This is a genomic window from Lentzea alba (assembly GCF_047445655.1).
In the GTDB taxonomy this organism is placed as follows: Bacteria; Actinomycetota; Actinomycetes; order Mycobacteriales; family Pseudonocardiaceae; genus Lentzea; species Lentzea alba_A.
In genome coordinates this window covers 133997-159700 of sequence record NZ_JAJAEG010000014.1, presented here as the reverse complement: position 1 = coordinate 159700, position 25704 = coordinate 133997, and the positions used below count along the sequence as shown (strand labels likewise).

General features: G+C 67.4%; 25 protein-coding genes and 1 tRNA gene. 19 read left to right on the top strand and 7 right to left on the bottom strand.

Annotated features, from left to right (window positions below; all coding sequences use genetic code 11):
* Nucleotides 1-6: 6 nt before the first annotated feature.
* Nucleotides 7-1095, bottom strand: coding sequence for a phytase (locus LFM09_RS24050; protein ID WP_414098786.1), 1089 nt, complete (start codon nt 1093-1095; stop codon nt 7-9).
* Between the two features lie 55 nt (nt 1096-1150).
* Between LFM09_RS24050 and pnuC the strand changes: the two genes are divergently transcribed.
* Together pnuC and LFM09_RS24040 are read left to right on the top strand one after the other, a co-directional pair.
* Entirely contained in the window at nt 1151-1774 is a 624-nt protein-coding gene (pnuC, locus tag LFM09_RS24045) for a nicotinamide riboside transporter PnuC (protein ID WP_414098785.1), read from the top strand.
* Complete coding sequence (locus LFM09_RS24040; protein ID WP_414098784.1) at nt 1771-2943, top strand: M14 family zinc carboxypeptidase; 1173 nt, start codon at nt 1771-1773, stop codon at nt 2941-2943. The genes pnuC and LFM09_RS24040 overlap by 4 nt, the downstream gene beginning before the upstream one ends.
* Nucleotides 2944-2950: 7 nt before the next feature.
* Here the strand turns inward: LFM09_RS24040 and LFM09_RS24035 are convergent, their stop codons facing one another.
* Nucleotides 2951-3718 (bottom strand): phosphotransferase, encoded by a 768-nt coding sequence (locus tag LFM09_RS24035; protein ID WP_414098783.1) that lies wholly within the window; start codon nt 3716-3718, stop codon nt 2951-2953.
* 193 nt (nt 3719-3911) lie between these two features.
* Here LFM09_RS24035 and LFM09_RS24030 point away from each other — a divergent pair, with 193 nt between their 5' ends.
* The 3 genes from LFM09_RS24030 (at nt 3912) to LFM09_RS24020 (ending at nt 6611) form a co-directional block, all read left to right on the top strand.
* Nucleotides 3912-4565 (top strand): TetR/AcrR family transcriptional regulator, encoded by a 654-nt coding sequence (locus tag LFM09_RS24030; protein ID WP_414098782.1) that lies wholly within the window; start codon nt 3912-3914, stop codon nt 4563-4565.
* A complete protein-coding gene (locus tag LFM09_RS24025; RefSeq protein WP_414098781.1) occupies nt 4535-5326 on the top strand; it encodes a maleylpyruvate isomerase family mycothiol-dependent enzyme in 792 nt (263 codons plus the stop codon). Before LFM09_RS24030 ends, LFM09_RS24025 begins: the two co-directional genes overlap by 31 nt.
* A gap of 64 nt (nt 5327-5390) precedes the next feature.
* Nucleotides 5391-6611, top strand: a complete 1221-nt coding sequence (locus tag LFM09_RS24020) for a GNAT family N-acetyltransferase (RefSeq protein WP_414098780.1) — start codon at nt 5391-5393, stop codon at nt 6609-6611.
* 46 nt (nt 6612-6657) lie between these two features.
* Here LFM09_RS24020 and aceE read toward each other — a convergent pair whose 3' ends face one another.
* A complete protein-coding gene (gene aceE, locus LFM09_RS24015; protein ID WP_414098779.1) occupies nt 6658-9417 on the bottom strand; it encodes a pyruvate dehydrogenase (acetyl-transferring), homodimeric type in 2760 nt (919 codons plus the stop codon).
* A 320-nt stretch (nt 9418-9737) separates the two neighbouring features.
* On the opposite strand from aceE, the gene LFM09_RS24010 reads away from it, so the two are divergent.
* The 10 genes from LFM09_RS24010 (at nt 9738) to LFM09_RS23965 (ending at nt 18546) form a co-directional block, all read left to right on the top strand.
* Complete coding sequence (locus LFM09_RS24010) at nt 9738-10169, top strand: DUF3052 domain-containing protein (RefSeq protein WP_112263631.1); 432 nt, start codon at nt 9738-9740, stop codon at nt 10167-10169.
* A gap of 86 nt (nt 10170-10255) precedes the next feature.
* The gene (locus LFM09_RS24005; protein WP_414098778.1) at nt 10256-10720 is read left to right on the top strand and encodes a peroxiredoxin; all 465 of its coding nucleotides are present in this window, start codon (nt 10256-10258) and stop codon (nt 10718-10720) included.
* A 37-nt stretch (nt 10721-10757) separates the two neighbouring features.
* Nucleotides 10758-10832: transfer RNA gene (locus LFM09_RS24000), tRNA-Val, on the top strand.
* 212 nt (nt 10833-11044) lie between these two features.
* On the top strand, nt 11045-14353 hold the full coding sequence (locus LFM09_RS23995; protein WP_414098777.1) for an ATP-binding protein: 3309 nt from the start codon (nt 11045-11047) through the stop codon (nt 14351-14353).
* 88 nt (nt 14354-14441) lie between these two features.
* Complete coding sequence (locus LFM09_RS23990) at nt 14442-14813, top strand: hypothetical protein (RefSeq protein WP_414098776.1); 372 nt, start codon at nt 14442-14444, stop codon at nt 14811-14813.
* A 62-nt stretch (nt 14814-14875) separates the two neighbouring features.
* On the top strand, nt 14876-16075 hold the full coding sequence (locus LFM09_RS23985; RefSeq protein WP_414098775.1) for a cytochrome P450: 1200 nt from the start codon (nt 14876-14878) through the stop codon (nt 16073-16075).
* A 15-nt stretch (nt 16076-16090) separates the two neighbouring features.
* Complete coding sequence (locus LFM09_RS23980) at nt 16091-16576, top strand: N-acetyltransferase family protein (protein WP_414098774.1); 486 nt, start codon at nt 16091-16093, stop codon at nt 16574-16576.
* A gap of 87 nt (nt 16577-16663) precedes the next feature.
* A complete protein-coding gene (locus LFM09_RS23975; protein ID WP_414098773.1) occupies nt 16664-16957 on the top strand; it encodes a hypothetical protein in 294 nt (97 codons plus the stop codon).
* Nucleotides 16958-16966: 9 nt separating this feature from the next.
* Nucleotides 16967-17992, top strand: a complete 1026-nt coding sequence (locus LFM09_RS23970) for a saccharopine dehydrogenase family protein (RefSeq protein ID WP_414098772.1) — start codon at nt 16967-16969, stop codon at nt 17990-17992.
* Between the two features lie 206 nt (nt 17993-18198).
* Nucleotides 18199-18546, top strand: a complete 348-nt coding sequence (locus LFM09_RS23965; protein WP_414098771.1) for a hypothetical protein — start codon at nt 18199-18201, stop codon at nt 18544-18546.
* A gap of 51 nt (nt 18547-18597) precedes the next feature.
* Here the strand turns inward: LFM09_RS23965 and lipA are convergent, their stop codons facing one another.
* The 3 genes from lipA to LFM09_RS23950 form a co-directional block, all read right to left on the bottom strand.
* Nucleotides 18598-19599 (bottom strand): lipoyl synthase, encoded by a 1002-nt coding sequence (gene lipA, locus LFM09_RS23960; protein WP_414098770.1) that lies wholly within the window; start codon nt 19597-19599, stop codon nt 18598-18600.
* 228 nt (nt 19600-19827) lie between these two features.
* Nucleotides 19828-20718, bottom strand: coding sequence for an oxidoreductase (locus LFM09_RS23955; protein ID WP_414098769.1), 891 nt, complete (start codon nt 20716-20718; stop codon nt 19828-19830).
* On the bottom strand, nt 20715-21023 hold the full coding sequence (locus LFM09_RS23950; RefSeq protein ID WP_414098768.1) for a hypothetical protein: 309 nt from the start codon (nt 21021-21023) through the stop codon (nt 20715-20717). The genes LFM09_RS23955 and LFM09_RS23950 overlap by 4 nt, the downstream gene beginning before the upstream one ends.
* A gap of 89 nt (nt 21024-21112) precedes the next feature.
* Here LFM09_RS23950 and LFM09_RS23945 point away from each other — a divergent pair, with 89 nt between their 5' ends.
* The 3 genes from LFM09_RS23945 to LFM09_RS23935 all read left to right on the top strand — a co-directional run bounded on the left by LFM09_RS23945 (nt 21113) and on the right by LFM09_RS23935 (nt 23287).
* Nucleotides 21113-21703 (top strand): TetR/AcrR family transcriptional regulator, encoded by a 591-nt coding sequence (locus tag LFM09_RS23945; RefSeq protein ID WP_414098767.1) that lies wholly within the window; start codon nt 21113-21115, stop codon nt 21701-21703.
* A gap of 66 nt (nt 21704-21769) precedes the next feature.
* Entirely contained in the window at nt 21770-22450 is a 681-nt protein-coding gene (locus tag LFM09_RS23940) for an SDR family NAD(P)-dependent oxidoreductase (RefSeq protein ID WP_414098766.1), read from the top strand.
* Nucleotides 22451-22681: 231 nt separating this feature from the next.
* Entirely contained in the window at nt 22682-23287 is a 606-nt protein-coding gene (locus tag LFM09_RS23935) for a DNA-binding response regulator (RefSeq protein WP_396422552.1), read from the top strand.
* A 123-nt stretch (nt 23288-23410) separates the two neighbouring features.
* Here the strand turns inward: LFM09_RS23935 and LFM09_RS23930 are convergent, their stop codons facing one another.
* A complete protein-coding gene (locus LFM09_RS23930; protein WP_414098765.1) occupies nt 23411-24472 on the bottom strand; it encodes a sensor histidine kinase in 1062 nt (353 codons plus the stop codon).
* 416 nt (nt 24473-24888) lie between these two features.
* Between LFM09_RS23930 and LFM09_RS23925 the strand changes: the two genes are divergently transcribed.
* Nucleotides 24889-25704, top strand: a complete 816-nt coding sequence (locus LFM09_RS23925) for an AfsR/SARP family transcriptional regulator (protein WP_414098764.1) — start codon at nt 24889-24891, stop codon at nt 25702-25704.

Sequence of the window (25704 nt, the reverse complement as noted above, 5' to 3'; positions counted from 1 at the left end):
GACAGATTAGAACCTGATGAACGCGAAACCGGTGCCATTCGGGCGTTCGCCGTCGTGGACGACCAGCAGGTCGAGCTTGCCGAGGACGATGTCGGCGCCGTCGGAGTGCTCGACGTCGGCGACCTTGAAGTCCCTGAGCGGCTTCATGTCCGCCTTGCGGTAGGCGACGAACCGCGAGTCGCCCTGGCTGGACGCGAGCAGCACGTCGTCCGCGATGGTGAGGCCCTCGGCGTCGGCTTCGAGCCACTTGCCGCCGAAGCCGGGGTTCGGTCCGTCGGCCTCGCACTCCTCGGTGTCCGGGTTGTACTTCTGCGGGGCGCCGAACGTGCGGACCTTGTCGACGAGCTGCGGCTTGCCGAACCCGCTGGCGCGCAACGGGATGCGCCAGATGCCGACGTCCTCCTGCGCGGCGTAGAGCGTGTTCGTGCGCTCGTCGATCACCATGCCCTCGACCTGCGGGCCTTCGCCGGGTTCGCCGCAGACCGTCCACTTCTGGCCGTTCGGCAGGGTGAACGTGTCGGGGAGATCCACAGTGGACACCTTCTTGGTGTCGTACCTGTCTCCCTTGACGACGTGCAGCAGCGCGATGCTGGTCTCGCTGCGCCGGCTCGTGACCACGACGTCCTTGCCGTTGATGCTCCCGGCGGCCAGGCCGTAGACGGTGTGCTGTTCGTCGACCTCCGCCTCGGTCTTCGAGAACACCGGCTTGGTGGCCGGGTTCGTGACGTCCTTCGCGCCGCGTTCGTCCACTTGGAACACCCGGATGCGGTCACGGCCGCGGTCGCTGACGAACGCCAGGTTCCCGAGGACGTCGACGTTGTTGTAGCGGCCGGGCTTGGCGTCCGGCGTAGGAGGCTGCGGCGCCGGGTAGACGCCGATCGTGCGGCCGTTCAGGTCGAACGCCGCCAGGCCGCCTTCCTTGAGTGTGCCCAGGACCACACTGCGTTCGGTGTTGCGCGGATTCACCCAGATGGCCGGGTCGTCCGCGTCCGCGGGCTCCTCGAATGTCTGCGTGATCACCGTCGGTGTGATGACGGGCGTCGCAGCCGGTGTGAGGAACAAAGGCACGAGCGCCAGTGCTAAGGAAGATGACATGGTGGCAACGTAGGAAACACCGGTATACAGCGACTGAACCACGGGGGAACAAGCCGTGTGGTACGAGGTGGGATTGACGATCTTCGGCCAGAAGATCGCGTACACGGAGCTGGTCGGGCAGGTGCTCGCCCTCGCGGTGGTGTTCCTCGCGCAACGCCGTTCACTCTTGACCTGGCCGGTGCAGCTCGTCTCGGTCGCCCTGCTGTTCACCGTCTACATGTCCGCGCACCTGGGTGGACTCGCGACGCGGCAGGTCGTCGTCGGGCTGATCGCCGTCTACGGCTGGTACGCGTGGGTGCGTCGGCGTGACCCGGTGTTCGGCGTCGTGGTGCGATCCGGCTCCTGGCGCGAACGCCTTGCGGTGGTGGGTGTCTTCGTTCTCGGCACGGTGTCGTTCGCGCTGGTGCTCGACTGGCTGGACGCCTCGTGGGCGCCGTGGCCGGACGCCGCGATCTTCGTCGGCACGATCCTGGCGTTCTCGCTGCAGGGCCTCGGCCTGGTGGAGTTCTGGCTGGTGTGGCTCGTCGTCGACTTCATCGGCGTGCCGCTGCAGATCCAGTCCGGCCTGTACTTCAGCGCCTTCGTGTACGTGATCTTCGCGGGCCTGGTGATCCACGGTTACTTCGACTGGAACCGCACGGCCCGGCGGTTGACACAGGCGGCAAAGTCTCCTCTATGAGGGGACTCATCGCATTACTGGCTGCTGCTTCGTTGCTGGTTCCCGTACCGGCGCTGGCCGCTTCCGAGCCGCCGCGCACCGGTTTCGAGAAGACCGGCAACTGGACCACCGAGGCCGAGGAACAGGCCTACCTGCGCGCGCTCGGCCTGCCGCTGTCGCAGATCGGGACGACCGCCCAGGGCCGCCCCATCCAGCTCGTGCGCGTAGGCCCCGCGTCCGGCCGCACCGTCGTCGTGTTCATCTGCTCCCAGCACGGCGACGAGCCCGCCGGCCGCGAAGCCTGCCTGATCCGCATGCGCTCGCTGCCGCGCAACTCCGGCGTCACCTACCTGTTCGTGCCGAACGCCAACCCCGACGGCCGCGTCGCCGACACCCGCGGCAACTCGCGCGGCATCGACATCAACCGCGACCACCTGCTGTTGCGCACCGAAGAGGCCCGCGCGATGGCCGCCGTGTTCCGCGACTGGAAGCCCGACGTCATCCACGACCTGCACGAGTTCGGCCCCTCCGCGCCGTACTACGTGAAGGACGTCCTCTGGCTCTGGCCTCGCAACCTCAACGTGGCGGATGGCGTTCATGATCTCTCCGAGACGCTGTCCCGCTCGTACATCCGCCCGTCCGTCGAAGCCGCCGGCCGCACCTCCGGTGTCTACGGCATCTACGTCGACCCGGTGACCGGCGAGCCGATCCGCCAGGTCGCGGGCGACCACCAGGAACGCATCCTCCGCAACACCGGCGGCCTGAAGCACGGCATGGGGCTGTTGGTGGAGACGAACGTCGACAACACACCCGTGTTCCGCGTTCAGTCTCATTTGCTGGCTTTGGACGGCACCCAGTCGTTCGTGCGTGAGCGACGTACCGCCATCGAGGCCGCCAACGCTGCTTCGCGCGCGGTCCGCACCGGGCCGATCTACTTCGGCGGCGCCGACAACCAGCCGCCGGACCCGTCGGACGTGATCTCCAAGCCTCCTTGCGGCTACGTCCTGACCGGCGCTCAGTACAGCTCGTTCCAGGACGAGCTGGCTCTGCACGGCATCAAGTCCCAGTACCTGCGCGGCGGTGACCGGATCGTGCCGTTGAAGCAGGAGGCTCGCGCCCTCATCCCGCTGCTCCTGGACGCCCGAGCCGACGAGCCGCTGCTGCGCGCTCAGCCCGTGGCCCAGTGCTAGCTCGCTCTTAGCGCACCGCGGCCTTCGTGAGGAGGTCGCGGTGTTCGAGCGTCCACAGCGCGGCCCGTGACTGCCAGGCCGGCGTCGAACCGTGCAGGCGCGCGTACCAGCCGTTGTCCGTGATCACGAACCGCAGGATGCGGTCGACGAGGTCCTGGCGTGCTTGGTGCGCCAGGCCGTAGCCGTCGAGAAAGCTCCTGAACCACTCGGCACGTGCCGCGGCCGGCGGGAGCCCGATGCGTTCGGCGACGTCGTCGTCGAACAGCTGCGCGCAGTACCAGGCGGTGACCGCGACCTCGTCGATCGGGTCGACCGGTCCGGAGTACTCCCAGCCGATGATCCCGGCCGGGCGTCCGTTGTCGAACACGACGTGCCAGGGCGCGATGTTGCCGTGACTGATCACCGCCTCTTCGGAGCGGCTGCGCAACGACCAGGGCATCCACCGCGCGTCCGGTGGCGGCACGAACCCGCGGCTCACCTCGTGCAGTCGCCGAAGCATCGCCCCGACGTCGTGCAGCGACCGTTCGGGATCCGGCCACACCTCCTCGGCGAAGACCGCGCCCTCGATCCAGCTCAGGATCTCGCTTCCGTCGTCGTCGAACCCCGAGCCGACCACGCGCGGCGCGGCCTCGAACCCCTCGGCCTCCAGGTGCCGCAGAAACGCGTGCACGGCCGGCGTCCACGGCTGTGCCGGATGGGCGACCGTCGACCCGCGACGCTCCGCCGGATTGGTGCGGTCAAGATCCACAACGCGGTCGTACGGCTGTTCCCCCATGACCGCAACCTAGGCCTCCACCCGGCCCCGTCAACCGATATATCAGTTCCGTCCGCCCCTGACCTGCTGCTTAGCAATGATTCTTTGGACTTCGCCCGCAAAAGACTCATTGCAAGGGCTCTTCGGCGTGCCCTTGTGCGAGCGCGGCTATAGCTTCTAGCCTTGGGCTATAGGTTATAGCTAGGAGGGTTTGATGGCGGTGCGGACTGACGGACGCCGGAGGGTGGACACCCGGCGGGAGATCCTGGACGCCGCGGTCGAGGTGATGGCCGAGCGCGGGGTGGCCGGGCTGAGCCTGTCCGAGGTCGCCCGGCGGGTCGGTATCAAGCAGCCGTCGCTCTACAAGCACTTCGCCTCGCTGCACGCCGTCTACGACGAGGTGTTCCGCGAGGGCGCCGAACGTCAGCTGGAAGTGGTCGCGCAGGCGGTGCGGGGCAGCACGCCCGGCCTGCCCGCGATGGCAGCCGCGGTCGAGGCGATGGGCCGGCTCGCGATGGCGAACCCGGTCGTCGCGCAGTTGCTGTCGTGGCGGCCGGTTCCCGACTTCACGCCGTCGGAGGAGGCGTTCCGGCCCAGCGTCGAGATGGTCGGCGTCGTGCGGACGACCCTGCGCGACGCGGTCGCCGCCGGTGAGCTGGACCCGGCCGCCGACTCCGACGAGGGCGTCGCGCTCTTCTCGATCGTCGTGGCGGGGGCGTTGACCCAGCAGCTGGCCAACGAGCCCAACGCCACCTACGAGGACGGCCGCTTCAGCTCGCTGCTGCCGTCCGCCTACGCCATGTTCGTCCAGTACTTCGCTCCGAAAGCGGGGGAGTCATGCACCAGACCCGAGCGCGACAGGCTCTGACCATCGCGAGACCGCATCCGCGCGACGCAGCTGCCGAGGGCTTCGCCGAGATCGAGGCGTTCACCGCGTTGCTCGCGGATCTGACCGAGGAGGAGTGGGGACGCCCCACGACCAGCGCGGGGTGGACCGTGCACGACATGGTCGCCCACGTCGTCGGCCAGCACGTCGAGTCGGCCCGCCCGTGGACGATCCCGGGCAAGATCAAGCAGGCCCGCCGCCGGTTCGCCGGCCGCAGCACCCTCGATGCCCACAACGCTCTGCAGATCGCCGAACACGGCACTCGGACTCCTGACGAGCTCCGCGGGCTGTTGGAGCGGTTCGGACCCAAGGCCGTCCGTGTCCGGTTGCGCGCGCCGGGTTTCCTGCGCCGGCGGAGCGTCGCCCGGATGTTCCCCGAGGAGAGCTTGCCGGACAGTTCGTTCGCCTACCTCTTCGACGTGCTGTCCACTCGGGACACCTGGCTGCACCGCCTCGAAATCGCGCGGGCCACCGATCGGCCGTTCGTGACCGGGGACCACGATCGCGGCGTCGTCACCCAGGTTGTGCGCGACCTCGCCGAGGAGTGGTCGGGTCCGCCGATCACGTTGGAGTTCGGCGGCGGCCGGTGGGAGCTGGGGGAGGGCGAGCCGGTCGCAGTGGTCCGAGCCGACCCGCTCGACTACCTCTGGCACCTGTCCGGACGCGAGGGCAGCCCAGCCCTCGACATCGAAGGCGATCCTGCGGTCGCCGGGGCCGTACTGGACGCCCGCGTCGTGTTCTGAACTGATATATCGGTGCACTGATATATCGGTCGCGGGTGATCTTCGCGCGTGGTCCGATGGCGCGATGCGCGTTGAGCAGTACAGCTACTTCGCTCTCTGGAGCGAGACGGTCTCCGCAGCTGATATATCGGTTCGGCTCGGCCTGGAGCCGGACGAAGTGCTCGTGCGCGGCAGCAGGAGCGCCGAGCACGACGTGCCGCGCGCACATGCCTGGAAGGTCGTCCGGCGGAGCGACGAGCGCGTCGACGAACAGATCCAGCACCTGGTCGACGGCCTGAAGCCCGTCCGCGACGGCCTCGTCGAGATCACCGCGGAAACCGGCATCACCGCGAGCCTGGTGGTCGTGCGGCGCTTCCGCGACAGCGTTGACGACGCGGACGTCGGCTGGTCGATCTCGGCCGAGTCGATGGAGTTCCTCGCCGCTGTCCGCGCGTCGCTGGACGTCGATGAGTACGACCTGGTCGAGTCCGGCGACGAAAGCCTGCGCCAGGTGACCGCCGACCTGCTTGTGAGCATGGAGCAGAACCTCGCCGAGCACGCGTGCCACCTGCACCGGAGTCTTGAGCACGTGACCGTGACGGAGACGGGTGATCTCCTGATCGCCGACAGCGGCCTGGCCGACGACACGTTCAACATCGTCGCGTCGGCCAGGTTCAGCGCCGACACGGTCAACGAGCGTGTCGCGGACACGGTGAGCCTGGTCAAGGCGACCGGGCGGCCGTTCTCCTGGTGGGTCGGGCCCGCGTCCACCCCGGCCGATCTCGGCCCGGTGCTGATGCAGACCGGTGTCGTCGCGGCGGAGACCGAGGCCGCGATGTGGATGGACCTGGCCGACGCCGCCCTGCCCATCGCGGCCCTGTCCGAGCCGCAGGGTTTCGACGTCCGCCGGGCGACCACCGAGGCGGAACTCGCGGACTACGCGGCGGTCCTGGCCGCGAACTGGGACCCGCCTGCGGCCACGGTTCGCGAGTTCTACGCCGGTGTGGCAGCACGGGCGTTGGAGAGCCAAGCCCGGTACCTCGTCGGGTACGTGGACGGCCGTGCGGTGTGCACGGCGGAGGTGTTCCTGCACGCAGGTGTCGCCGGGATCTACAACATCGCGACGCTCGCCAACGCACGCCGTCGCGGTTACGGCGGCGCGATCACGTTGGCCGCGTTGCGCACCGCACGGGCCGAGGGGTACCGCACGGCCGTCCTACAGGCCTCTCAGGAGGGCGAGGCGGTCTACCGGCGTCTGGGGTTCACCATCGCCGGTCAGTTCACCGAGTACGCGCTCAGGACGTGAAAAGGGCCGCCCCGCGCGTGCGGGGCGGCCCTGCTTCAGCGAGTTGCTACGCGAGGCCCGCGTCGCCCGTCGACGGGCCGGCGGCCTGCACGTCGTCGATGCGGTACTTGCGCGCCGCCTCGACGACCTTCGACTGCTCGACCTCGCCTCGGCGGGCCAGGGCGGCCAGCGTGGCGACGACGACGGACTCCGCGTCCACCAGGAAGTGGCGGCGGGCGGCCGGGCGGGTGTCGGAGAAGCCGAAGCCGTCCGTGCCCAGGGTCGTCATGTCGGTCGGGACGTACGGGCGGATCAGGTCCGGGATCGCCGACGCCCAGTCGGACACGGCGACGACCGGGCCCTCGACGTTCGACAGCACCTGCGTGACGTACGGCACGCGCGGCTCGGCGTCCGTGTGCAGCAGGTTGTGGCGGTCGGTGTCGACGGCGTCGCGGCGCAGCTCCGAGTACGACGTGGCGGACCACACGTCGGCGGAGACGCCCCACTCGTCGGCCAGCATCTGCTGGGCCTTCAGCGCCCACGGGAGGCCCACACCGGAGCCGAGGATCTGGGCACGCGGGCCACCGGTCTGCGGGCCGTCCTGGTACTTGTAGAGGCCCCGCAGGAGGCCTTCCACGTCCAGGTTCTCCGGCTCGGCGGGCTGGACGTACGGCTCGTTGTAGACCGTCATGTAGTAGAAGATGTTCTCGGCGTTCTCGCCGTACATCCTCCGCAGACCGTCCTTGACGATGTGCGCCACCTCGAAGGACCACGCCGGGTCGTACGAGACCACGGCCGGGTTCGTGTGCGCGAGCAGCAGCGAGTGGCCGTCGGCGTGCTGCAGGCCCTCACCGGTCAGCGTGGTGCGGCCCGCGGTGGCACCCAGCACGAAGCCGCGCGCCATCTGGTCCGCCGCCGCCCACAGGCCGTCGCCCGTGCGCTGGAAGCCGAACATCGAGTAGAAGATGTAGATCGGGATCATCGGCTCGCCCTGCGTCGCGTAGGACGTGCCGACCGCCGTGAACGACGCCGTGGAACCCGCCTCGTTGATGCCCTCGTGCAGGATCTGGCCCTGCTCGGACTCCTTGTAGGCGAGCATCAGGTTGGCGTCCACCGAGGTGTACGCCTGGCCGTTCGGGTTGTAGATCTTCTGTGTCGGGAACATGGAGTCCATGCCGAACGTGCGCGCCTCGTCCGGGATGATCGGGACGATGCGCGGGCCGATCTCCGGGTCCTTCGCGAGGTCGCGGACGAGCCGGACGAACGCCATCGTCGTGGCGACCTCCTGCTTGCCGGAGCCGCGCTTGATGCCGTCGTAGACCTTGTCGCCCGGCAGCACGAGAGCCTTGGACTTCGTGCGGCGCTCCGGCACGAAACCACCCAGCTGACGGCGGCGCTCCAGCATGTACTGGATCTCCGGGTTGTCCTGCCCGGGGTGGTAGTACGGCGGCAGGTACGGGTCCTTCTCGAGCACCTCGTCGGAGATCGGGATGCGCAGGCTGTCCCGGAAGCCCTTGAGGTCGTCCAGGGTCATCTTCTTCATCTGGTGCGTCGCGTTGCGGGCCGCGAAGTGCGGGCCGAGCGAGTAGCCCTTGATGGTCTTGGCGAGGATCACGGTCGGCTGGCCGACGGTCTCGGTCGCCGCCTTGTACGCCGCGTAGACCTTGCGGTAGTCGTGGCCGCCGCGCTTGAGGTTCCACACCTCGTCGTCGGTCATCGGCTCGACGAGCGCCTTCGTCCGCGGGTCGCGGCCGAAGAAGTGCTCCTTGATGTACGCGCCGTCGTTCGCCTTGTAGGTCTGGTAGTCGCCGTCGGGCGTGTTGTTCATCAGGTTGACGAGCGCGCCGTCGCGGTCCGCGTGCAGCAGCGCGTCCCACTCGCGGCCCCAGACGACCTTGATGACGTTCCAGCCGGCGCCGCGGAAGAACGACTCCAGCTCCTGGATGATCTTGCCGTTGCCGCGCACCGGGCCGTCGAGGCGCTGCAGGTTGCAGTTGACGACGAACGTGAGGTTGTCGAGCTGCTCGTTCGCCGCGATCTGCAGCAGGCCGCGCGACTCGGGCTCGTCCATCTCGCCGTCGCCGAGGAACGCCCACACGCGCTGGTCGGACGTGTCCTTGATGCCGCGGTCGCGCAGGTAGCGGTTGAACCGCGCCTGGTAGATCGCGTTCATCGGGCCGATGCCCATGGAGACCGTCGGGAACTCCCAGAAGTCCGGCATGAGGCGCGGGTGCGGGTACGACGGCAGGCCGCCGCCCAGCCCGGCGTGCGAGTACTCCTGGCGGAAGCCGTCGAGCTGGTGCTCGCTCAGGCGCCCCTCGAGGAACGCGCGGGCGTACACACCGGGCGAGGCGTGACCCTGGATGAAGATCTGGTCGCCGCCGCCGGGGTGGTTCTTGCCACGGAAGAAGTGGTTGAAGCCGACCTCGTAAAGCGACGCGCTGGACGCGTACGTCGAAATGTGTCCACCGACACCCACGCCCGGCCGCTGCGCGCGGTGCACCGTCATCGCGGCGTTCCACCGGATCCACGCGCGGTAGCGGCGCTCGACCTCCTCGTCACCGGGGAACCACGGCTCCCGCTCGGTGGGGATGGTGTTGACGTAGTCGGTGCTGGTCAGCGAGGGCATGCCGACGTGGTTCTCACGCGCACGCTCCAGCAGACGCAACATCAGGTACCGGGCCCGCTGCTGGCCACCACCCTTGAGCACCTCGTCGAACGACTCGAGCCACTCGGACGTCTCTTCGGGGTCGATGTCCGGCAGGTGTGCGGCCAGACCGTCACGAATGACACGCACCCGCTCGGGGCCGGTGTTCTGCGGGCTCAAGGTGTCTCCTCGGCTTCGTTGGCGGTACCTCGCGATGGCCCGGAAACCGTGCCATGCGGTCCTATCGTTGTCCTTGCGCGACGACTTCGTCACCGCTACTGATCGGTAGTTCTGGATCGTGTCGCTCACGCGCGCGCGATAAGAGGTATGTAGAGCGTGCCTCATGCCAGTCTAGGGATCTCCACAGGGGTCCCTGTTACGGCGTGTCACGTGGTCAACAGTTGCGCCGGAGGTAGCTGACAGTGTTCGCTAGCGCGAGTAACGGACTCTGGCGGCAGTCTTAGGGCTGTCGCTCTTGCGTAGTTGGAGGAGTGAAAACCGTGGTCGCCGCGGAAGACGCCGGCAAGATCGGCGTCGCCGAGAAGCTCGGGATCGAATCGGGCATGGTCGTCCAGGAACTCGGCTGGGACGAGGACGTCGACGACAACCTCCGTGCCGCAGTCGAGGAGCAGATCGGGGGCGACCTCCTCGACGAGGATGCCGACGAAACTGTGAGCATCGTGCTGCTCTGGTGGCGGGAGGACGACGGCGACCTGGTCGACGCCTTGCTCGAAGCAACCGGCGTGCTCGCCGAGGACGGCGTGATCTGGGTTCTCACCCCGAAGACCGGCCGCCCCGGCCACGTGGAGCCTTCGGACATCGCCGAGGCGGTGCCCACCGCGGGTCTCTCGCAGACGTCGAACATCAGCGTCGCGGACGACTGGGCAGGCACCCGTCTGGTGTGGCCGAAATCCACCAAGGCCAAGCGCTGAGGTCCTCCGGGCTGACATAGGGTTGATCCACGGGCGTTTTCCTGTCGCCCGTGGGTTCGTCTTGGTCAACCTCCGAGGGGTCTTACATGGCGGTCGAGGTCGGTTCGGAAGCTCCGGACTTCACGCTCAACGACTACAACAAGCAGCCTGTGACGCTGTCGTCGTTCCGCGGCGCGAAGAACGTGCTCCTGGTCTTCTACCCGTTCGCGTTCAGCGGCATCTGCAACGGCGAGCTCTGCCAGCTGCGCGACGAGCTCGCCACGTACGAGGACGAGAACGTCCAGGTGCTGGGCGTGTCCGTGGACTCCCCGTTCGCGCTGAAGGCGTGGGCGAACCAGGAGGGCTACCAGTTCCCGCTGCTGTCCGACTTCTGGCCGCACGGCGCAGTCGCCCAGTCCTACGGCGTGTTCAACGAGGCCGTCGGCATGGCGGTCCGCGGCACGTTCCTGATCGACGTGTCCGGGGTCGTGCGCTTCGCCGAGGTCAACGGGCCGGGTGAGGCCCGGGATCAGGACGCCTGGAAGAAGGCCGTAGCCTCTCTCAAGGCATGATGTAGCTGTACCCCTGGGGCTTCGGGCGCCAGGGTCGGGGCGTGTAGCTCAGCGGAAGAGCACTCGGTTTACACCCGAGCGGTCGCAGGTTCGATCCCTGTCGCGCCCACCACACCGTTGCGAGTCCGGTCTGCGCCCTCGTGCGCCGAACGAGTGTTGTTGCAGCCTTCTGTGGCATTTGACCTATGCGCCGCTGCGCCCTTCATCGATCATGCCGTTTCCGATCGGAGGAAGGGGCATCGACACATGGCAGGGGACAACGACAGGCTGCGGCCCGCACGGCGACAGCCCTTCCGTCCCGACGGGAACGGCAGCCATCCCTTGTTGGCGACCGACATCGCCCGTTACGGCAGGTTCAACGACCGGAGCCGGCAACTACATGTGCGCAAGGCTCACTACGACATCATCTCCGAGGCGCTCGACGCGGCCAACGTGCCCCTGAGCCAGTGCTATCAGGAGGACCGCGGCGACGGAATGGTCCTGCTTCCCAAGGAATCGGTGACCGCGCGGCTCATCTGGCCCTTCGTGGATCTGGTCAACTTCCACCTGCGCAGGTACAACCAGACGGCGCACCCGGATGTTCGCCTGCAACTGCGCCTCGCGCTCCACGTGGGGCCGGCGGAGTGGGACGGCAACGGGCTGACCGGTCCGGACGTGTCGCACGTCTTCCGGCTGCTCGAGGATCAAGGGCTGAAGGATCTCCTGTCGTCCTCGGACGCCGCCCTCGCGTTCATCGCCTCCGAGGAGGTGCACAAGTCCGTCATCCGGCACGTGGTTCCGACGATCGACCCTGACGACTTCGCGCCGCTGGACGTCTCGGTGAAGGAGCTTCAGACCCGGGGTTGGGTGCGGTTGCGGGGAAGGGCGATGCCAGGTGCCGACGGCGAGCCTGATGCCGCGCGGAACGCCGCTTCGCAAAGTGATCTTCCGCAGAAGGCCGCTCAGGCCGGTGCGCGGTCCGGTTCGGGCGGCCGCAACTTTCAGGGCGTGCTCGACTCGGACTTCCTGCGCCTGTTGCGGAACCGGATCAACCAGTACGACTTCCTGGTCCGGCAGTGCGGTCACACGGTCGACGTTTTCCGCAGCCTCGTGCAGGCGTACGTGGACACGGGCGCACTGATCTCCGAGAGCAACGGGGATCAGGTGGCTCTCGCCTACCTGCTGGCGGAGTTGTCGGTCGTCCGCGAGGACGTGGGCTTGCGGCGGCGCGGTGACTCCAGCAAGGCGATCACCCAGATGCTGCTCGCGGACCTGGCGGCGGTGACGGCCGATCTGCGGTCGGTGTCGGACGACGACCGGCGTGTCCTGGAGCAGATCATCGAGGAATCCGCCTTGGGGGAAGGCAGGGTTCTGGCCGGCCTGCGGGGCGTGGCGGATCGGCCTACCGCGTCGTTGTACGTGCTCTTCTGGGGGATCGCGCAGTTGGCCTTGCTGGCTGACCGGCCGCAGATGTTCCGGCGGGATCTCCAGTACTACCTGAATCCGCACGTCCGATCCGACAGCGTGCTGGGAGTCGAGGTGGACGGGGAGACGCAGCGCGTCTTCCTGCAGGTCTCGGTGACCACGAGAACGGACTTCGAGCACCTGATGGAGGGCTGGCACGTCGTCGGTGACTACCTGACGCAGGTGGAAGACCTGTGGCGGCTGTCAGGACTGATCTCCCCTCCGGTCCGGATCTTCTTCCAGTACCCGTTGTGGACCGACAGGAGCCTCCGCAGCGCCTTGTTCACCGTCGACCCCCGATCGATCACGGGTCTGCTGATGGGCAAAGCGCTTTACGGGGCTCGAAAGCACGTGTGGCTTCGCGAACTCGCCCAGAACGCCATCGACGCGACGGAGATGCGTCGCTGTCTGTTGCACGAGACCGGGCACGAGCCGAGGGTCGTCATCGAACTTCTGGACTCGCGGCACCTGGTGGTGACCGACAACGGGATCGGCATGACGTACCAGCAGATCCTGTCCTACCTCACGACCCTCGGCCGGTCCGGATGGCGTGCTGCCGATGTCGGCGACCAGGTGTCCGAAGCGTCGTTCCTCGGCCGGTTCGGGATCGGCTTCGCGTCCGTCTTCAGCGCGGCCAAGTCGGTCGAGGTCATCACGCGCGGCTGGGGCACGTCGGAGTCGGAGGGATGGCGTGTTCGCTTCTCGGATCTCAACCGGCCCTTCTTCGTGGAGCCGACGACGTGCGACGTCGGGACCCAGATCGCGCTCGAACTGGTCGAGGACCTGAGCGCCGCGCAGTTTCGTGAGTACCTGCAGGAACTTTTCGTGTACCTGCCTGACTTCGTGGAGGTCCTGCCGAAGGCGGACATCGCTTCCTCGCTGCAGTCCTGCTCGGTGCTGGGTGATCGTCGGATTCCGGCATCCGTCGGAACCCAGGTGCAGCGGGAGGACCGGATCCGGATCGGCACCGCCGAAGCCGGCGTCAAGACGGAGCTGCTCGTCCGAAGGGAATCCGGCAACCCGACCGAGAAGGACCCGCTCAGCCGGATACCCCAAACCACGTTGCGCGTGGCGGTCGCCGGTGTCCTGATCTTTCGGCAGACCGGCTTGCTGATGCGTCCCGACGGCAAGGCGGACGAGACGGTGCCGCGGCCTTACGAGGACAAGAACCTCGGCCTCGCCGGGTGTCACGTGACGATCGACTTCGACCGGGAGACCGCACCGGTGCTCCCGTCCCGCGACGCCTTGGACCCGGACGCCTTCAAGGCTTCCGACGTTTCCAACGAGATCTACCGGCAGGTGTCGTTGCTCCTGCCCGAACTGGCCGCGGGAGCCATCGGCCGATCGTCGAACCACAAGAACTCCCGCGCCGTCCTGCTGGAGGCGCTGGAGTCGGTCGTGAAGCGGCCGCCGGTCTCCATCTGGGGAAACGACGACAGCAGGTATCACCTGTCCAGGGCGATCAGCGATCGTGCGGCACGGATCTACGAGGACAGCTGCCCGGTCAAGATCGTCCAGTCAGAGACCAAGCCCGCGGTCCGGTACGTGCTGCTGGCCGACCTGGCGTCGTCCGAGGACCTCGTGGCCGTTCTGCACAGCGTCGCGTCGAGGCCTGCCTTCTCGCTCTACGCCCGGATCCGCGGCCTCACGACCTGGGTCGAGGTGAAGAACAGCCGGGAGATGACCCTCCTCCAACAGGCGTGGCCGCACGCGTCAGACCTCGAAGTGATCGATTCGACCGAGAAGCTGCTGGAGGACTACCTGGCGGTGTTTCCCGAGGTCAGGCCTGACTCGCTGGCCGCCGTACTGCGGGGTGACTACGCGGTCTCGGACAGCTCGCTCTTCGCCGAGTCCCTGTTCTTCCGGGTGCCGTTGAAGGCACAACGGGTGAGCCGCCGGGAAGGTGTGGGCACCCGGCGCTATCAACTCGCGTCCTCTCAGACCCCGCGCGTGGTGCTCAACATGAAGCACGTCCTGATGGATTCCATGGTGAGCTTCCTGGAGCACTGCTCAGACGCCGAACGCAGAGAGCTGACCGTGCTGTTCGACTTCTTCTGCGACAGCGTTGTGGACGCGAAGACGAAGCAGGTTCCGGAAGCGCGGTGGAACGTGTTGCGCGAGGATCTGGGGCGGGTGCTCGGAGTGGACCTCACCGCAGTTGCGCACGGCTCGCTCGCGTTGTCGGTGTGAGGGGCTGGAACGCGTCAGGCCGGTGACGTACCTTGTACGGCGTTGTCGGGGACGTTTGGGCCCGCCTCCTGTCGAAGGACGACCACCTGTGAAGCGCAAGGGCAAGGCCGCCAAGCCCGTCAGCACCACCATCACCCAGGAGCAGATCAAGCTGCTCGCGCTGGTGGAACAAGGTGGGGTGCACCGCGGCGCCACGAGCTGGTACCTGGAGCACAGGCCGGCCAAGCAGTGGGACGCCGACGACCTGGAGGTCCTGCAGCTACGCCACTGGATCACGTGGGAGCGGCCGGACCGGGCGATGGCGCACGGGATGGCTGCGCCGGTCGACATCACGCCGGAGGGGCGGGCGGCGCTGCTGCACCACCTGCCGGGGTGGGTGCAGGGGCGCAAGGCCATTGCCGCGCCGCCGCCGCGGTTGCCTGCCGTTGAGACGATCAAGGTGCTCGACGCGCTCCAGTAGGTGGAACGACGGGTGGACATTCGCCTCCAAAACGGTAGAAAAGGTGACGAGGGGGCGAAGGCATGTCGGAACTGTTGAGCGGCGGCGACTTGCGCGCGCGTGAGCACCATCGGATTGAGGACGACGCACGAGCAGCAGGGCCGTTGCACCCAGCGACGCGGCCTGACGGGGTGCGCTTGCAAGTGGTCACGGTTGGGCTGGAGCTCACGCGGAAGTTGCTCGCGGATCGGCGGCTGTCCAAGGACAGCGACGCGCTGCAGAAGGAGTTCAAGCGGCAGCTCGCCGAGAACGGCAGTGCGCAGACGGAGCTTGCCGGGCTGTTCGGGCCGAGCATGCTCAACAGCGACAACCCCAAGCACGCACGGCTGCGCGGGCTTGCGGTCAAGGCGTTCAGCGGGCAGGCGGTGCAACGGCTCGCGCCTCGCGTCGAGGAGATCACCAACGAGCTGATCGACCGGCTGCCGGCGGGGGAGGAGATCGACCTCGTCGCTGCGCTGGCCGTGCCGATGCCGTTGCACATCATCGGCGAGGTTCTCGGTGTGCCGGAAGCCGATCGCGGGCGGGTTCGCACGTTGATCGAGACCATGATGTCGATGGATCCCGAGGTGTCGCAGCCCGCTAGCAACGCGTTGGGCGGCTACTTCCACGCGTTGCTCACGGGCGACTCGTTGGACCAGAGTTCGTTGTTCGGGGCGTTGGTTGCGGCCGACGACGATGGTGACCACCTCACACACGACGAGCTCATCGCGATGGCGTTCCTTCTGGTCGTGGCTGGGCATGAGACGACGGCCGGACTCATCGCGAACGTCGTGCACGACGCGTTGGACAACGGACTGTGGGAAAAGGCGGCCGCAGACCCCGATCTGGTGCCGGTGCTCGTCGAGGAGACGCTGCGGCACAACTCGCCGGTCCGCAACGCCACGCACCGCATCACGACCGAGCCGATGGAGATCGACGGCGTGGAGGTGCCGGAGGGCACGGTGCTGCTGATCAACCTGGGCGCCGCGGGACGGTGCCCGGTCGCGCACGAGGACGCCGCGCAGTACCGCGTCGACCGCGCCACGACGGGGCACGCGACGTTCGGCCACGGCTCGCACTACTGCCTGGGTGCCGGACTCGCGCGCCTGGAGACCGAAACGGTGCTGCGCGAGCTCACGGCTCGGTTCCCGCGCGCCACGTACTCCGGTGACGAGCAGCCGGAAGTGACGAACAACGACATCATGGCGAGCGTCAAGACGCTCCCGGTGGTGCTGAGGCGCTGACCTGCGCTGGGTCGCGTGGAGATCATTCAAGGGGGACCGGAGCACGCCGACACGGCCGCGCTCATCTGGGCGCACGCGGTCACGGCGCGCGACGGTTACGACCGGGTTCCGTCGCTTGAGGAGGCACGTCCCGGCATCGACAACGCGCTCGCGAACGAGCCGTCGGTGTTGCTGCTCGCGTTCGAAGGCGATGTGCCCGTTGGGTTTCTGGCCGGCGGTCCACAAGAGACCGGAACCGCGTACATCAACTACGTCGGCGTGCACCCCGAGGCGTGGGGCAAGGGCGTTGGCGAGGCGTTGCTGCGCGCACTGCCTGATGCGTTGACTGCGCGCGGGTACAGCGCCGCGGAGCTGTTGGTCTACGTCGACAACGAGCGCGGGGTGCGGCTCTACGAACGCCTCGGGTGGATCAAGATCGGCGACCCGGTGCCGTATCCGAAGAACGGCCGACTGGAGCAGCGCTACGCGTTCTCGGTCGCGCAGCCCGCGACTGGGGCGTGAGCAGGTTCAGCGGGGGATTAGGGGATCAACCCCAATGCGTCTGACCAGGGCTATCCCCAAGTCCATTTGAGACGTAACTTTTGTTCCATGTCAGTGCGCACGTTCGCCGTCGTCGTCGGTATCGCGTTCTTGCTCGGTGGAGGTGCGATCCTGCTCGTGATGCTGGCGGTGGAGGCGCCCAGCGGGTTGCTCATCCCGTGCGGCAACGGTCTGGGGCTCGGGTTCGACGAGCCGGCCGCCGCCGCGGTGAGTCCGGCCTATGTGGACATCTGCGCCGATTTGAGGCACCGCAGACTGCTCTGGGCGTTGCCCGTGATCGGGGTGGGCGCACTACTGCTGATCGGCTCTTTGGTCGCTTCCCGTAACGCTACTCGCCGGTAAGGTCGCGGCATGACGTGGATGGTCTACGGCGCCAACGGCTACACCGGACGTCTCATCGCCGAACTCGCGGTCAAGCGCGGGGAACGGCCGGTGCTCGCCGGGCGCTCGCAGGAGAAGGTCGAGCCCATCGCGGCAGCGCTGGGGCTGGAGCACCGGGCGTTCGACCTGAGCGAGGCGCGGGAGCACCTGGAGGACGTCGACGCCGTCGTGCATTGCGCGGGCCCGTTCGCACACACCTCTGCTGCGATGGTCGACGCTTGCCTGAAGACCCGCACGCACTACCTCGACATCACCGGTGAGATCGACGTCTTCGAGTCCATCGGCATGAGGGACATCGACGCGCGCAAGGCAGGCATCGTGCTGTTGCCCGGCGCAGGGTTCGACGTCGTTCCAACGGACTGTTTGGCCGCGATCCTGAAGAACGCCCTGCCGACCGCGACGCACCTCGATCTCGCGTTCGTCGTCGGAGGAGGAGCTAGCGCGGGCACGACGAAGACGTCCGTGGAGGCCGCTGCCGTCGGTGGACGGATCCGGGTGGACGGCGAGCTGCAGAGCGTCCGGATCGGACATCGCCGGCGCACCGCGTACTTCCGGTCCGGGCCGCGCGAGGTCGGCAGCATCCCGTGGGGCGACGTCAGCACCGCGTACCGGTCGACCGGCATTCCGAACATCACGACGTTCACGATCGTGCCCGGCGTGCTCGGCCAGCTGCAGCAGGTGTTCGCGCCGGTGCTGCAGACGCCGCTCGTGCAGAGCTTCGCGAAGTCCGTCGCCGGCAAGGTGAAGGGGCCGGACGAGCGCAAGCGCGCCAACACCAGGGCCGAGGTGTTCGGCGAGGCGTGGGACGCCAAGACCAAGGTCGAGTGCGCGATCACCACCCCGAACGCCTACAGCCTCACCGCCGACTCCGTGCTGCGGGCCATCGGCAAGATCAACGGTGTGGCGCCCGGCTCCCACACGCCGTCCAGCGCGTTCGGTGCCGACTTCGTGCGCGAGCTCGACGGCGTCGTCGCGAGCGAGATCCGGCTCAGCTGATCGTTCGGGACGCGGTCCGCGGTCTCAGCGCGCCGACGACCATGGCTTAGCAATGAGTCTTTTGCGGACGAAGTCCAAAGTCTCATTGCTAAGGCGCAGGTCAGCGAGCTGTGGAAACCCGATGTATTGGCGTGAGAGGCCGATATATCAATTCTGAGGTGCGGGATCAGGGCGAACAGCGGCAGCGAGTGAGCGATCATGCGGGCGTGATCGGGTGGTTTCGCTACTACTTCGCCGACGATGCCGTCTGGCTCCACTACGAGGTGGACGACGAGGGGTGGGTCAACCGGCAGGTCGATCTCGCCGGCGCTGACCTGCGGCCGGTGACGGCGGCGTCGCTGACCGAGGTGATGCGCGCACGGGACAACGGTGGCGCGGACGCGGTGATCGCGTACGAGTCCCGGTTCGGTGTGCTTGCCGAGGGGCAGGGCGAGTGGGATGACTGGCGCGGCCTGCCAGGCGTCGAGGAGATCACCGCCGAGGAGTTCGAGCGGATTTGGGCCGCTGCCCGCGACGAGCTGGAGAAGCGCAGGCCAGCGGGGTGCGGAAACTGATATATCGGCGCGGATGGCCGATATATCAGTTCTGCGAGTGGGTGGAGAGAGTCAGCGCGGGGCGAGCAGGCTGGTGATCTCCTGCGACGCCGACACGGTCAGCAGGTGCTGGAGGTTCTCCGGCAGCTCCTCGCCGCGTGCCTGCTTCGCCTGCGCGTAGAGGCGGCCGGCGCGGTAGGAGGAGCGGACCAGCGGGCCCGCCATGACGCCGAGGAAGCCGATCTTCTCGGCCGTCTCCTTGTGCTCGACGAACTCCTCGGGCTTCACCCAGCGCTCGACCGGGTGGTGCCGCGGCGACGGGCGCAGGTACTGGGTGATGGTGATGATGTCGCAGCCCGCGTCGTAGAGGTCGGCCAGCGCCTCGGTGACCTCTTCTGGGGTCTCGCCCATGCCGAGGATCAGGTTCGACTTGGTCACCAGGCCGAACTCGCGGGCCTTGGTGATCACCTCGAGGGAGCGCTCGTAGCGGAACGCCGGGCGGATGCGCTTGAAGATCCGCGGGACGGTCTCCAGGTTGTGCGCCAGCACCTCGGGGCGGGACTCGAAGACCTCGGCCAGCTGCTCCGGGACCGCGTTGAAGTCCGGGATCAGCAGCTCGACGCCCGTGCCGGGGTTCATCTCGTGGATCTGGCGGACGGTCTCGGCGTACAGCCACGCACCGCCGTCGGCCAGGTCGTCGCGTGCGACGCCGGTGACGGTGGAGTAGCGCAGGCCCATCGCCTGGACCGACTCGGCGACGCGGCGGGGTTCGTCGCGGTCGAGGTCGGCGGGCTTGCCCGTGTCGATCTGGCAGAAGTCACAGCGCCTGGTGCACTGCTCGCCGCCGATCAGGAACGTGGCCTCGCGGTCTTCCCAGCACTCGTAGATGTTGGGACAGCCGGCCTCTTCGCAGACCGTGTGCAGGCCTTCGCGCTTGACCAGACCCTTGAGCTCCCGGTATTCGGGGCCCATCTTCGCCCGCGTCTTGATCCACGAGGGCTTCTTCTCGATCGGCGTCTGGCTGTTGCGGACCTCGAGCCGCAGCAGCTTCCGACCCTCAGGTACCACAGTCACCACCTCACCCTACGCTGCGCTCCCGCGTGTCCGGCGTCACGCACAGCTACCCGAGGGTAAGTGCTGGAACCGGGCGTTCATTGTTCACGATCTGTTGTTTAAGCAGCTCGCGTCGAACATGAACAACAGCGGAGGACCGAAGATGTTCCCGGCCCGGAGGTGACGACCGGGCCTGCCGGTGCCTTCCCAACTCCCCCCAGGCGGAGGCGCCGGCACCCCCAACCACACTCAGGGCAGATCCGGCGTGATCCCGGTGAGCTTGATCGTGAGCTCCCACAGGCGGTTCGCGGCGAGGTCGTCCCGCGCGGCCGAGGTCATCCGAGCGACGGAGGGGTGGCCGCGCATGCCGTTGAAGCTGTCCGGGCCGTAGTACTGACCGCCGCGCGCCTCCGGTGAGGTGGCGGCGTGGAGCTGCGGCAGCGCGCCCATCTCGACGGACTGCGAGAACAGGTGGCTGATCTTGCCGCCTAGCCGCAGGACCAACGACTTGTGCGCGTCGGCCATGTTGTTGGTCAGCTCGGTGACCGTGATGCCGGGGTGTGCTGCGATGGACGTCACGTCCGATGAACGCCGCTCCAACTCGCGAGCGAACAGGATGTTCGCGAGCTTCGACTGACCGTACGAGCTGCGGATGCCGTACGGGCGGTGCTCGTAGTTCGGGTCGCTGAAGTCGATGTGGCCGTACTGGTGCGCCAACGACGACACGGTGACGACACGCGCGCCCGGTCGTTGCCTCAGGGCGGGCAGCAGCAGCCACGTCAGCGCGGCGTGGCCCAGGTGGTTGGTGCCGAACTGGCGCTCGAAGCCGTCGACGGTACGGCCGAGGGGGACGGCCATGATGCCCGCGTTGTTGATCAGCACGTCCAGCGCGGGGACCTTGTCGGCTGCGGCACGCACCGAGCTCAGATCGGCGAGGTCCAGTTCGAGGACCTCCGCCGACCCCTGGACCGAACGCCGTGCGGCCTCACCTCGTTCGGTGGAGCGACAGCCCATGATCACGTGGGCCCCCTTGACCGCGAGCACCTGGGTGGTGCGCAGACCGAGACCGGAGTTCGCGCCGGTCACGAGGACGGTGCGGCCGGTCTGATCGGGGATGTCGGCTTCGGTCCAACGACTCATGGAGTCATTCCTACCGCCCGGTAACTGCCGAGCGATAGGTGTGCGTCCAGTACCGCGCGCAACACCGGCTCGTCGACGGCGAGCTCCGCGGTGACGAGATGTTCGTCGACGGGGCCCTCCAGGGCGGCGGTCTCCATGCGCGCGGTCAGCTTGTTCTGCCAGCGGTGGTCGAGTGCCAGCAGCAGTTCGTTGACGGATGAGAAGACGTCCGGATCCACGATCAGCGGAGCGGACGGGTCGCGGCGGGCGTCGCGCAGGACGGCGTCGAGCGCGTCGCGGCGGCGGTAGTGATCGGCCCAGCCCATGTCTCGTACCCCCGGTTTCTCGCATACCTTCGGTATGACACGACCATACCACCGGTACGTACTGGCGGTATGTGAGATACGTTTCGCGCGTGCGAACACGACGCGCCGAGTACTCCGAGGCGACCAGACAGGCGCTGGTCGACAGCGCGGTCGACCTGTTCACCAAGCGCGGGTACGCCGGGACGTCGCTGGACGAGGTCGTGAAGCGCGCCCGAGTGACCAAAGGCGCGCTCTACCACCACTTCAGCGGCAAGCAGGCGTTGTTCGAGGCGGCTTTCGCGCAGGTCGAGACCCGGTCGATCGAGTCGCTGACCGCGGTCATCACCAGCGAGGGCGAGCCGTGGGACATCGCGGTCGCGGGCCTGCGCGCATATGTCCGCAAATGCCTCGATCCCGAGTACCAGCGGATCATCGTGCACGAGGCGCCTGTGGTGATGGGCTGGGAACGCTGGCGTGAGGCGGAAGAGCAATTCAGCTTCGGCTTGCTCCGCACGGCCGTGCAGTTGCTCGTGGACGCGGGAGAGATCGAGGACTCGCCGGTGGAGATCATGGCCCGGCTGCTGTTCGGAGCGTTGTCGGCGGGCGCCAGCACGATCGCGAGCTCGTCCGATCCGAAGCGCACCGGACGTGAGGTCGAACGCGCGATCCTGCGTGTTCTGGAGGGTTTGCGCAAGAAGTAGTCGAGTTCGGCCCTAGCGGTCCGGCGCAACGTCGATCACCACGCGGACAACGAGGTGGTCAGCATCATGATCGAACCGGTCAACACGCGCCTAGGACTCGACGGCAAGATCGCTGTGGTCACGTCGGGCACGCACGGGCTCGGGCTCGCCATCGCGAGCAAGCTCTGCGACAGCGGCGCACACGTCATCCTCACGACCTCCGGCGACGACGTCGACCTCGAGCGCGCGAAGACCGTGCTCGCAGGCAAACCCGGCTCGGTGAGCGTCACCGGGCTCGACATCCACGACGAGCACTCGGTGCGGCTCCTGCTCGACCAGGTCAAGCAGGAACGCGGGCAGCTGGACTTCTTCGTCCACCACGCCGTGTCGCCGGACCTGACGCCGTTGCTCAACATCGTGGAGCCGCTCGCCAAAGCGCTCGTCGACGGCGGACGTGTCGTCATCGCCGGCTACACCGTGACCCCGGTGCACGGCGTGATTCGCACGCTCGCGCTGGAAATGGCCTGGTACAAGGTCGCGGTCAACGCTGTTGTCACCACAGTTGTCGACAACGGCCCGATGAACATCGACCCGGATCTGGTGGACCGGCTCGCGATCAAGAGCCCGTCCGGTCGCGTCACCCTTCCTCAGGACATCGCGAACGCCGTTTCGTTGCTGTGCACGGACGAAGCCGCGTGGATTCAGGGACAGGTGATCACCGTCGACGGCGGTCTCGAACTGCTGGAGCGTTGGGGTGAGACCCGCTGAATCGCTTGTACACCGGTACGCTCGTGTTCTGCTGGAGCTGTGCCGGTCCCGATTCGGTCCCTGAGCGATCTGTGAGCAACTAGTAACTTTATGTTATCCGCCGATTACTGCCATTAATTGCTCATAGCGCATTCGGAGTAACGATCGGCGCAGTCGGCCTCAATGCTTGTCCTGCATGGTCACCGAGTGTAAAACTCGAAATGGTGACCTGGGGGCAAGCAAGGGGGTCGGATGATCAGAGTGCTACTCGCCGAGGACGTGCAAATGGTCCGAGGTGCTTTGGTCGCCTTGTTGAATCTCGAACCGGATATTGAGGTCGTCGCGTCCGTCGCGACAGGTGACGAAATCATCGCCGCTGTTGAGAAGAACAAACCGGACGTAGCGGTCCTGGACATCGATCTCCCCGGCATGGACGGCCTTTCCGCAGCGACCGTGATCCACGACACCGTCCCCGAGACCCGCACCCTCATTCTCACGAGCCTGGGCCGGCCAGGCACTCTGCGCCGCGCTCTCAACGCCCGCGTCAACGGTTTCATCCTCAAAGACGCCCCGGTCGGCGAGCTCGCGGACGCCATCCGCGGCGTTTCGGTCGGACGCCGGGTGATCGACTCCCAGCTCGCGCTCTCCGCGTGGGACACCGACGAGTGCCCGCTGACGCCGCGGGAGCTGGAGGTGCTGCGGCTCGCCTCCGACGGCGCCGACGCCATGGAGATCGCCACGACGCTGTTCCTGTCCGTCGGCACCGTCCGCAACTACCTGACCGCCGCCACCGCCAAGCTCGACGCCCGCAACCGGGTCGACGCCGTCCGCATCGCGCGCAAGTCCGGCTGGTTCTGACCGCCCGGCGTCAGCCTTTGCAACAGGTCTTTTGACGACGTCGTCCAAAGAGTCATTGCTAAGGGGCTGGTCGGGGTGGTGCGGAGTGATCGTTTTGGGCGTGAACGGTTGATATATCGGATATCAGGCTGATTTGGGTGGCGTGCCGGAAGGCCGGGCGGAGGAGGGCGCTGCCGGGATCGCGGCGTGGACGTGGAACGAACCGTCGCCCACGTGGCGGGCGGTGAAGGTGCCGCCGGCGGCGTGGACGCGTTCGGCCTGGTTGCGGACGCCGTTGCAGTCGGCGGAGGCGGGGCGGGTGGCGGCGCCGTCGTTGATCACGTCGAGCAGGACCGTGGTGCCGTGCTGGCGGACGCCGATGGTGCACGTTCGGGCGTCGCTGTGGCGCAGGACGTTCGTGACGGCTTCGCAGAGGACCGCGGCCAGGACCGTTTCGACCGGCTCGGGGAGCGGGTCGTGGTCGAGTTCGACGCGGACGTCGATGTTCGAGGCGGCCAGCATCGCCTTGGCCGAGTCGGACGTGTCGGCCAGTGAGAGCGGGCGGTAGGAGCGGGCCAGAGAGCGCACGTCAGCCAGTGCGTGATGGGTGATATCCAATATATCGCTGATGTGTTCTCGGGCGTGGTCCGGGCGGTCGACGACGATCCGGTGCGCCAGTTCGCTCTTCAGCTTGATCGCGCTGAGGCTGTAGCCGAGGAGATCGTGCAGGTCACGGGCGACGCGCACGCGTTCGGCGGTCACCGCGGTGTCGACGGCGGGCAGCGGGGCGACCGCGACGAGCGAGCGGTGGGTGGCGAAGCCGGTGGCCAGGCCCGCGAGGAGCAGAGCGGTGGCGGCGGTGGCCATCATCGCCTCGCCGTGGGACGCCTGGGCGAGGCCGGTGAAGACGACGGTCGCGACGAAGACCGTCCAGCCGAAGATCGGGCGGAGCACGAGCAGGGCGTTGCCGGCGACCAGGCCCGCGACGCCCGCCCAGGAATGGCCGAAAGTCAGGTACGGCACCACGAGCAGGGCTGCCTGGGCGGCGAGCACGAGGTGGCGGGCAAGTGGGCTCAGTTGGCGAAAATAGGTCACTTGCAGTAGTACAAGTAGTGCCAAATCAATGAACGACACCGCCAATTCGGTGACCTCGCCGGCGAGAAGTAGAGCGCGGGTGAGGTCGGTCAGGCAGACCGCGGCGAACACCGCGACGATGATCGCGCGGTATCTCGGTATCGCAGGCGTTGCATTCAACGTGCCCCCCAAGAGCAAACAGCTCCAGAGCAAACGCGGGTTGTGCTCAACGGCGCGCGCCAGGCCGAATACTAGACAGGCGAGGGCAGTTCGGGTCGGCAACTGGATCGGTTCAGACCATGCTGCCGCATTGATCGGCGACTCAATTTCATGCCAACGGAGGAGTATTTTTCGCTGTTGTCACCCAAGGTGTTCGGTTGATTACTGGGTGGATCGGTTTGGGTTCGTTTGAGTATATGAATATCTCACGTCCGGCGCAGTAGTTCGCCATCCGAGAGTCATGGCCGGATACGTGGCGTGCGATAGCCCGGCTCAGGTGAACTTGATGGCACGACCAAGTCGACCGCCGCTGATCAGGGGAGGCTCCAATGGAGATCAAGGTTCTCGGACCGCTGGAGGCACGGGAGAACGGCGTCTCGATCGCGCCGAGCGCGGTGAAGCCCCGCCAGGTGCTCTCGCTGCTGGGCCTGCAGGCCGGACACGTCGTCACGGTCCCGACGTTGATCGAAGAACTTTGGGGGATGACACCGCCACGCAGCGCGCTCACCACGCTGCAGACGTACGTGCTGCAGGTCCGCCGGCGCATCGAGGCGGCCATGCCGGGCGACGGTCCTGGTGTCGCGAAGAACGTTCTGGTGACCCGTTACGGCGGCTACATGCTGGACGTGCCGCCGGAGTCCGTGGACGTCCGCAGCTACGAGCGGCTCGCGAGTGCCGGTCAGCGCGCGTTCGAGGTCGGCGACCTGGAGTCCGCGAGCCGGCTGCTGCGCGGTGCCGCCGACGTGTGGCGCGGACCGGTCCTCGTCGACGTGCAGATCGGTGTGCGGCTGGGCATGGAGGTCACGCGGTTGCAGGAGAGCCGGCTCGGTGTCCTGGAGACCCGCATCGAGGCCGACCTCCAGCTGGGCAAGCACCAGTCGCTGCTGAGCGAGCTGTCCGTGCTGACCGCACAGCACCCCATGCACGAGAACCTGTGTGCGCAGTACATGCTCGCGCTCTACCGGGCGGGCCGGCAGTGGAAGGCCCTGGAGGCCTACCAGTCGCTGCGGGACACGTTGATCGAGGAGCTGGGGCTTGAGCCGTCCGAAAGGCTGCGTCAGTTGCAGCGGGCGATCCTGAGCTCCGAGCCGTCGCTCGACAAGCCGTTGTCGCCTCGCCAGCTGGAGCGCCAGCTCGCGGGCTGA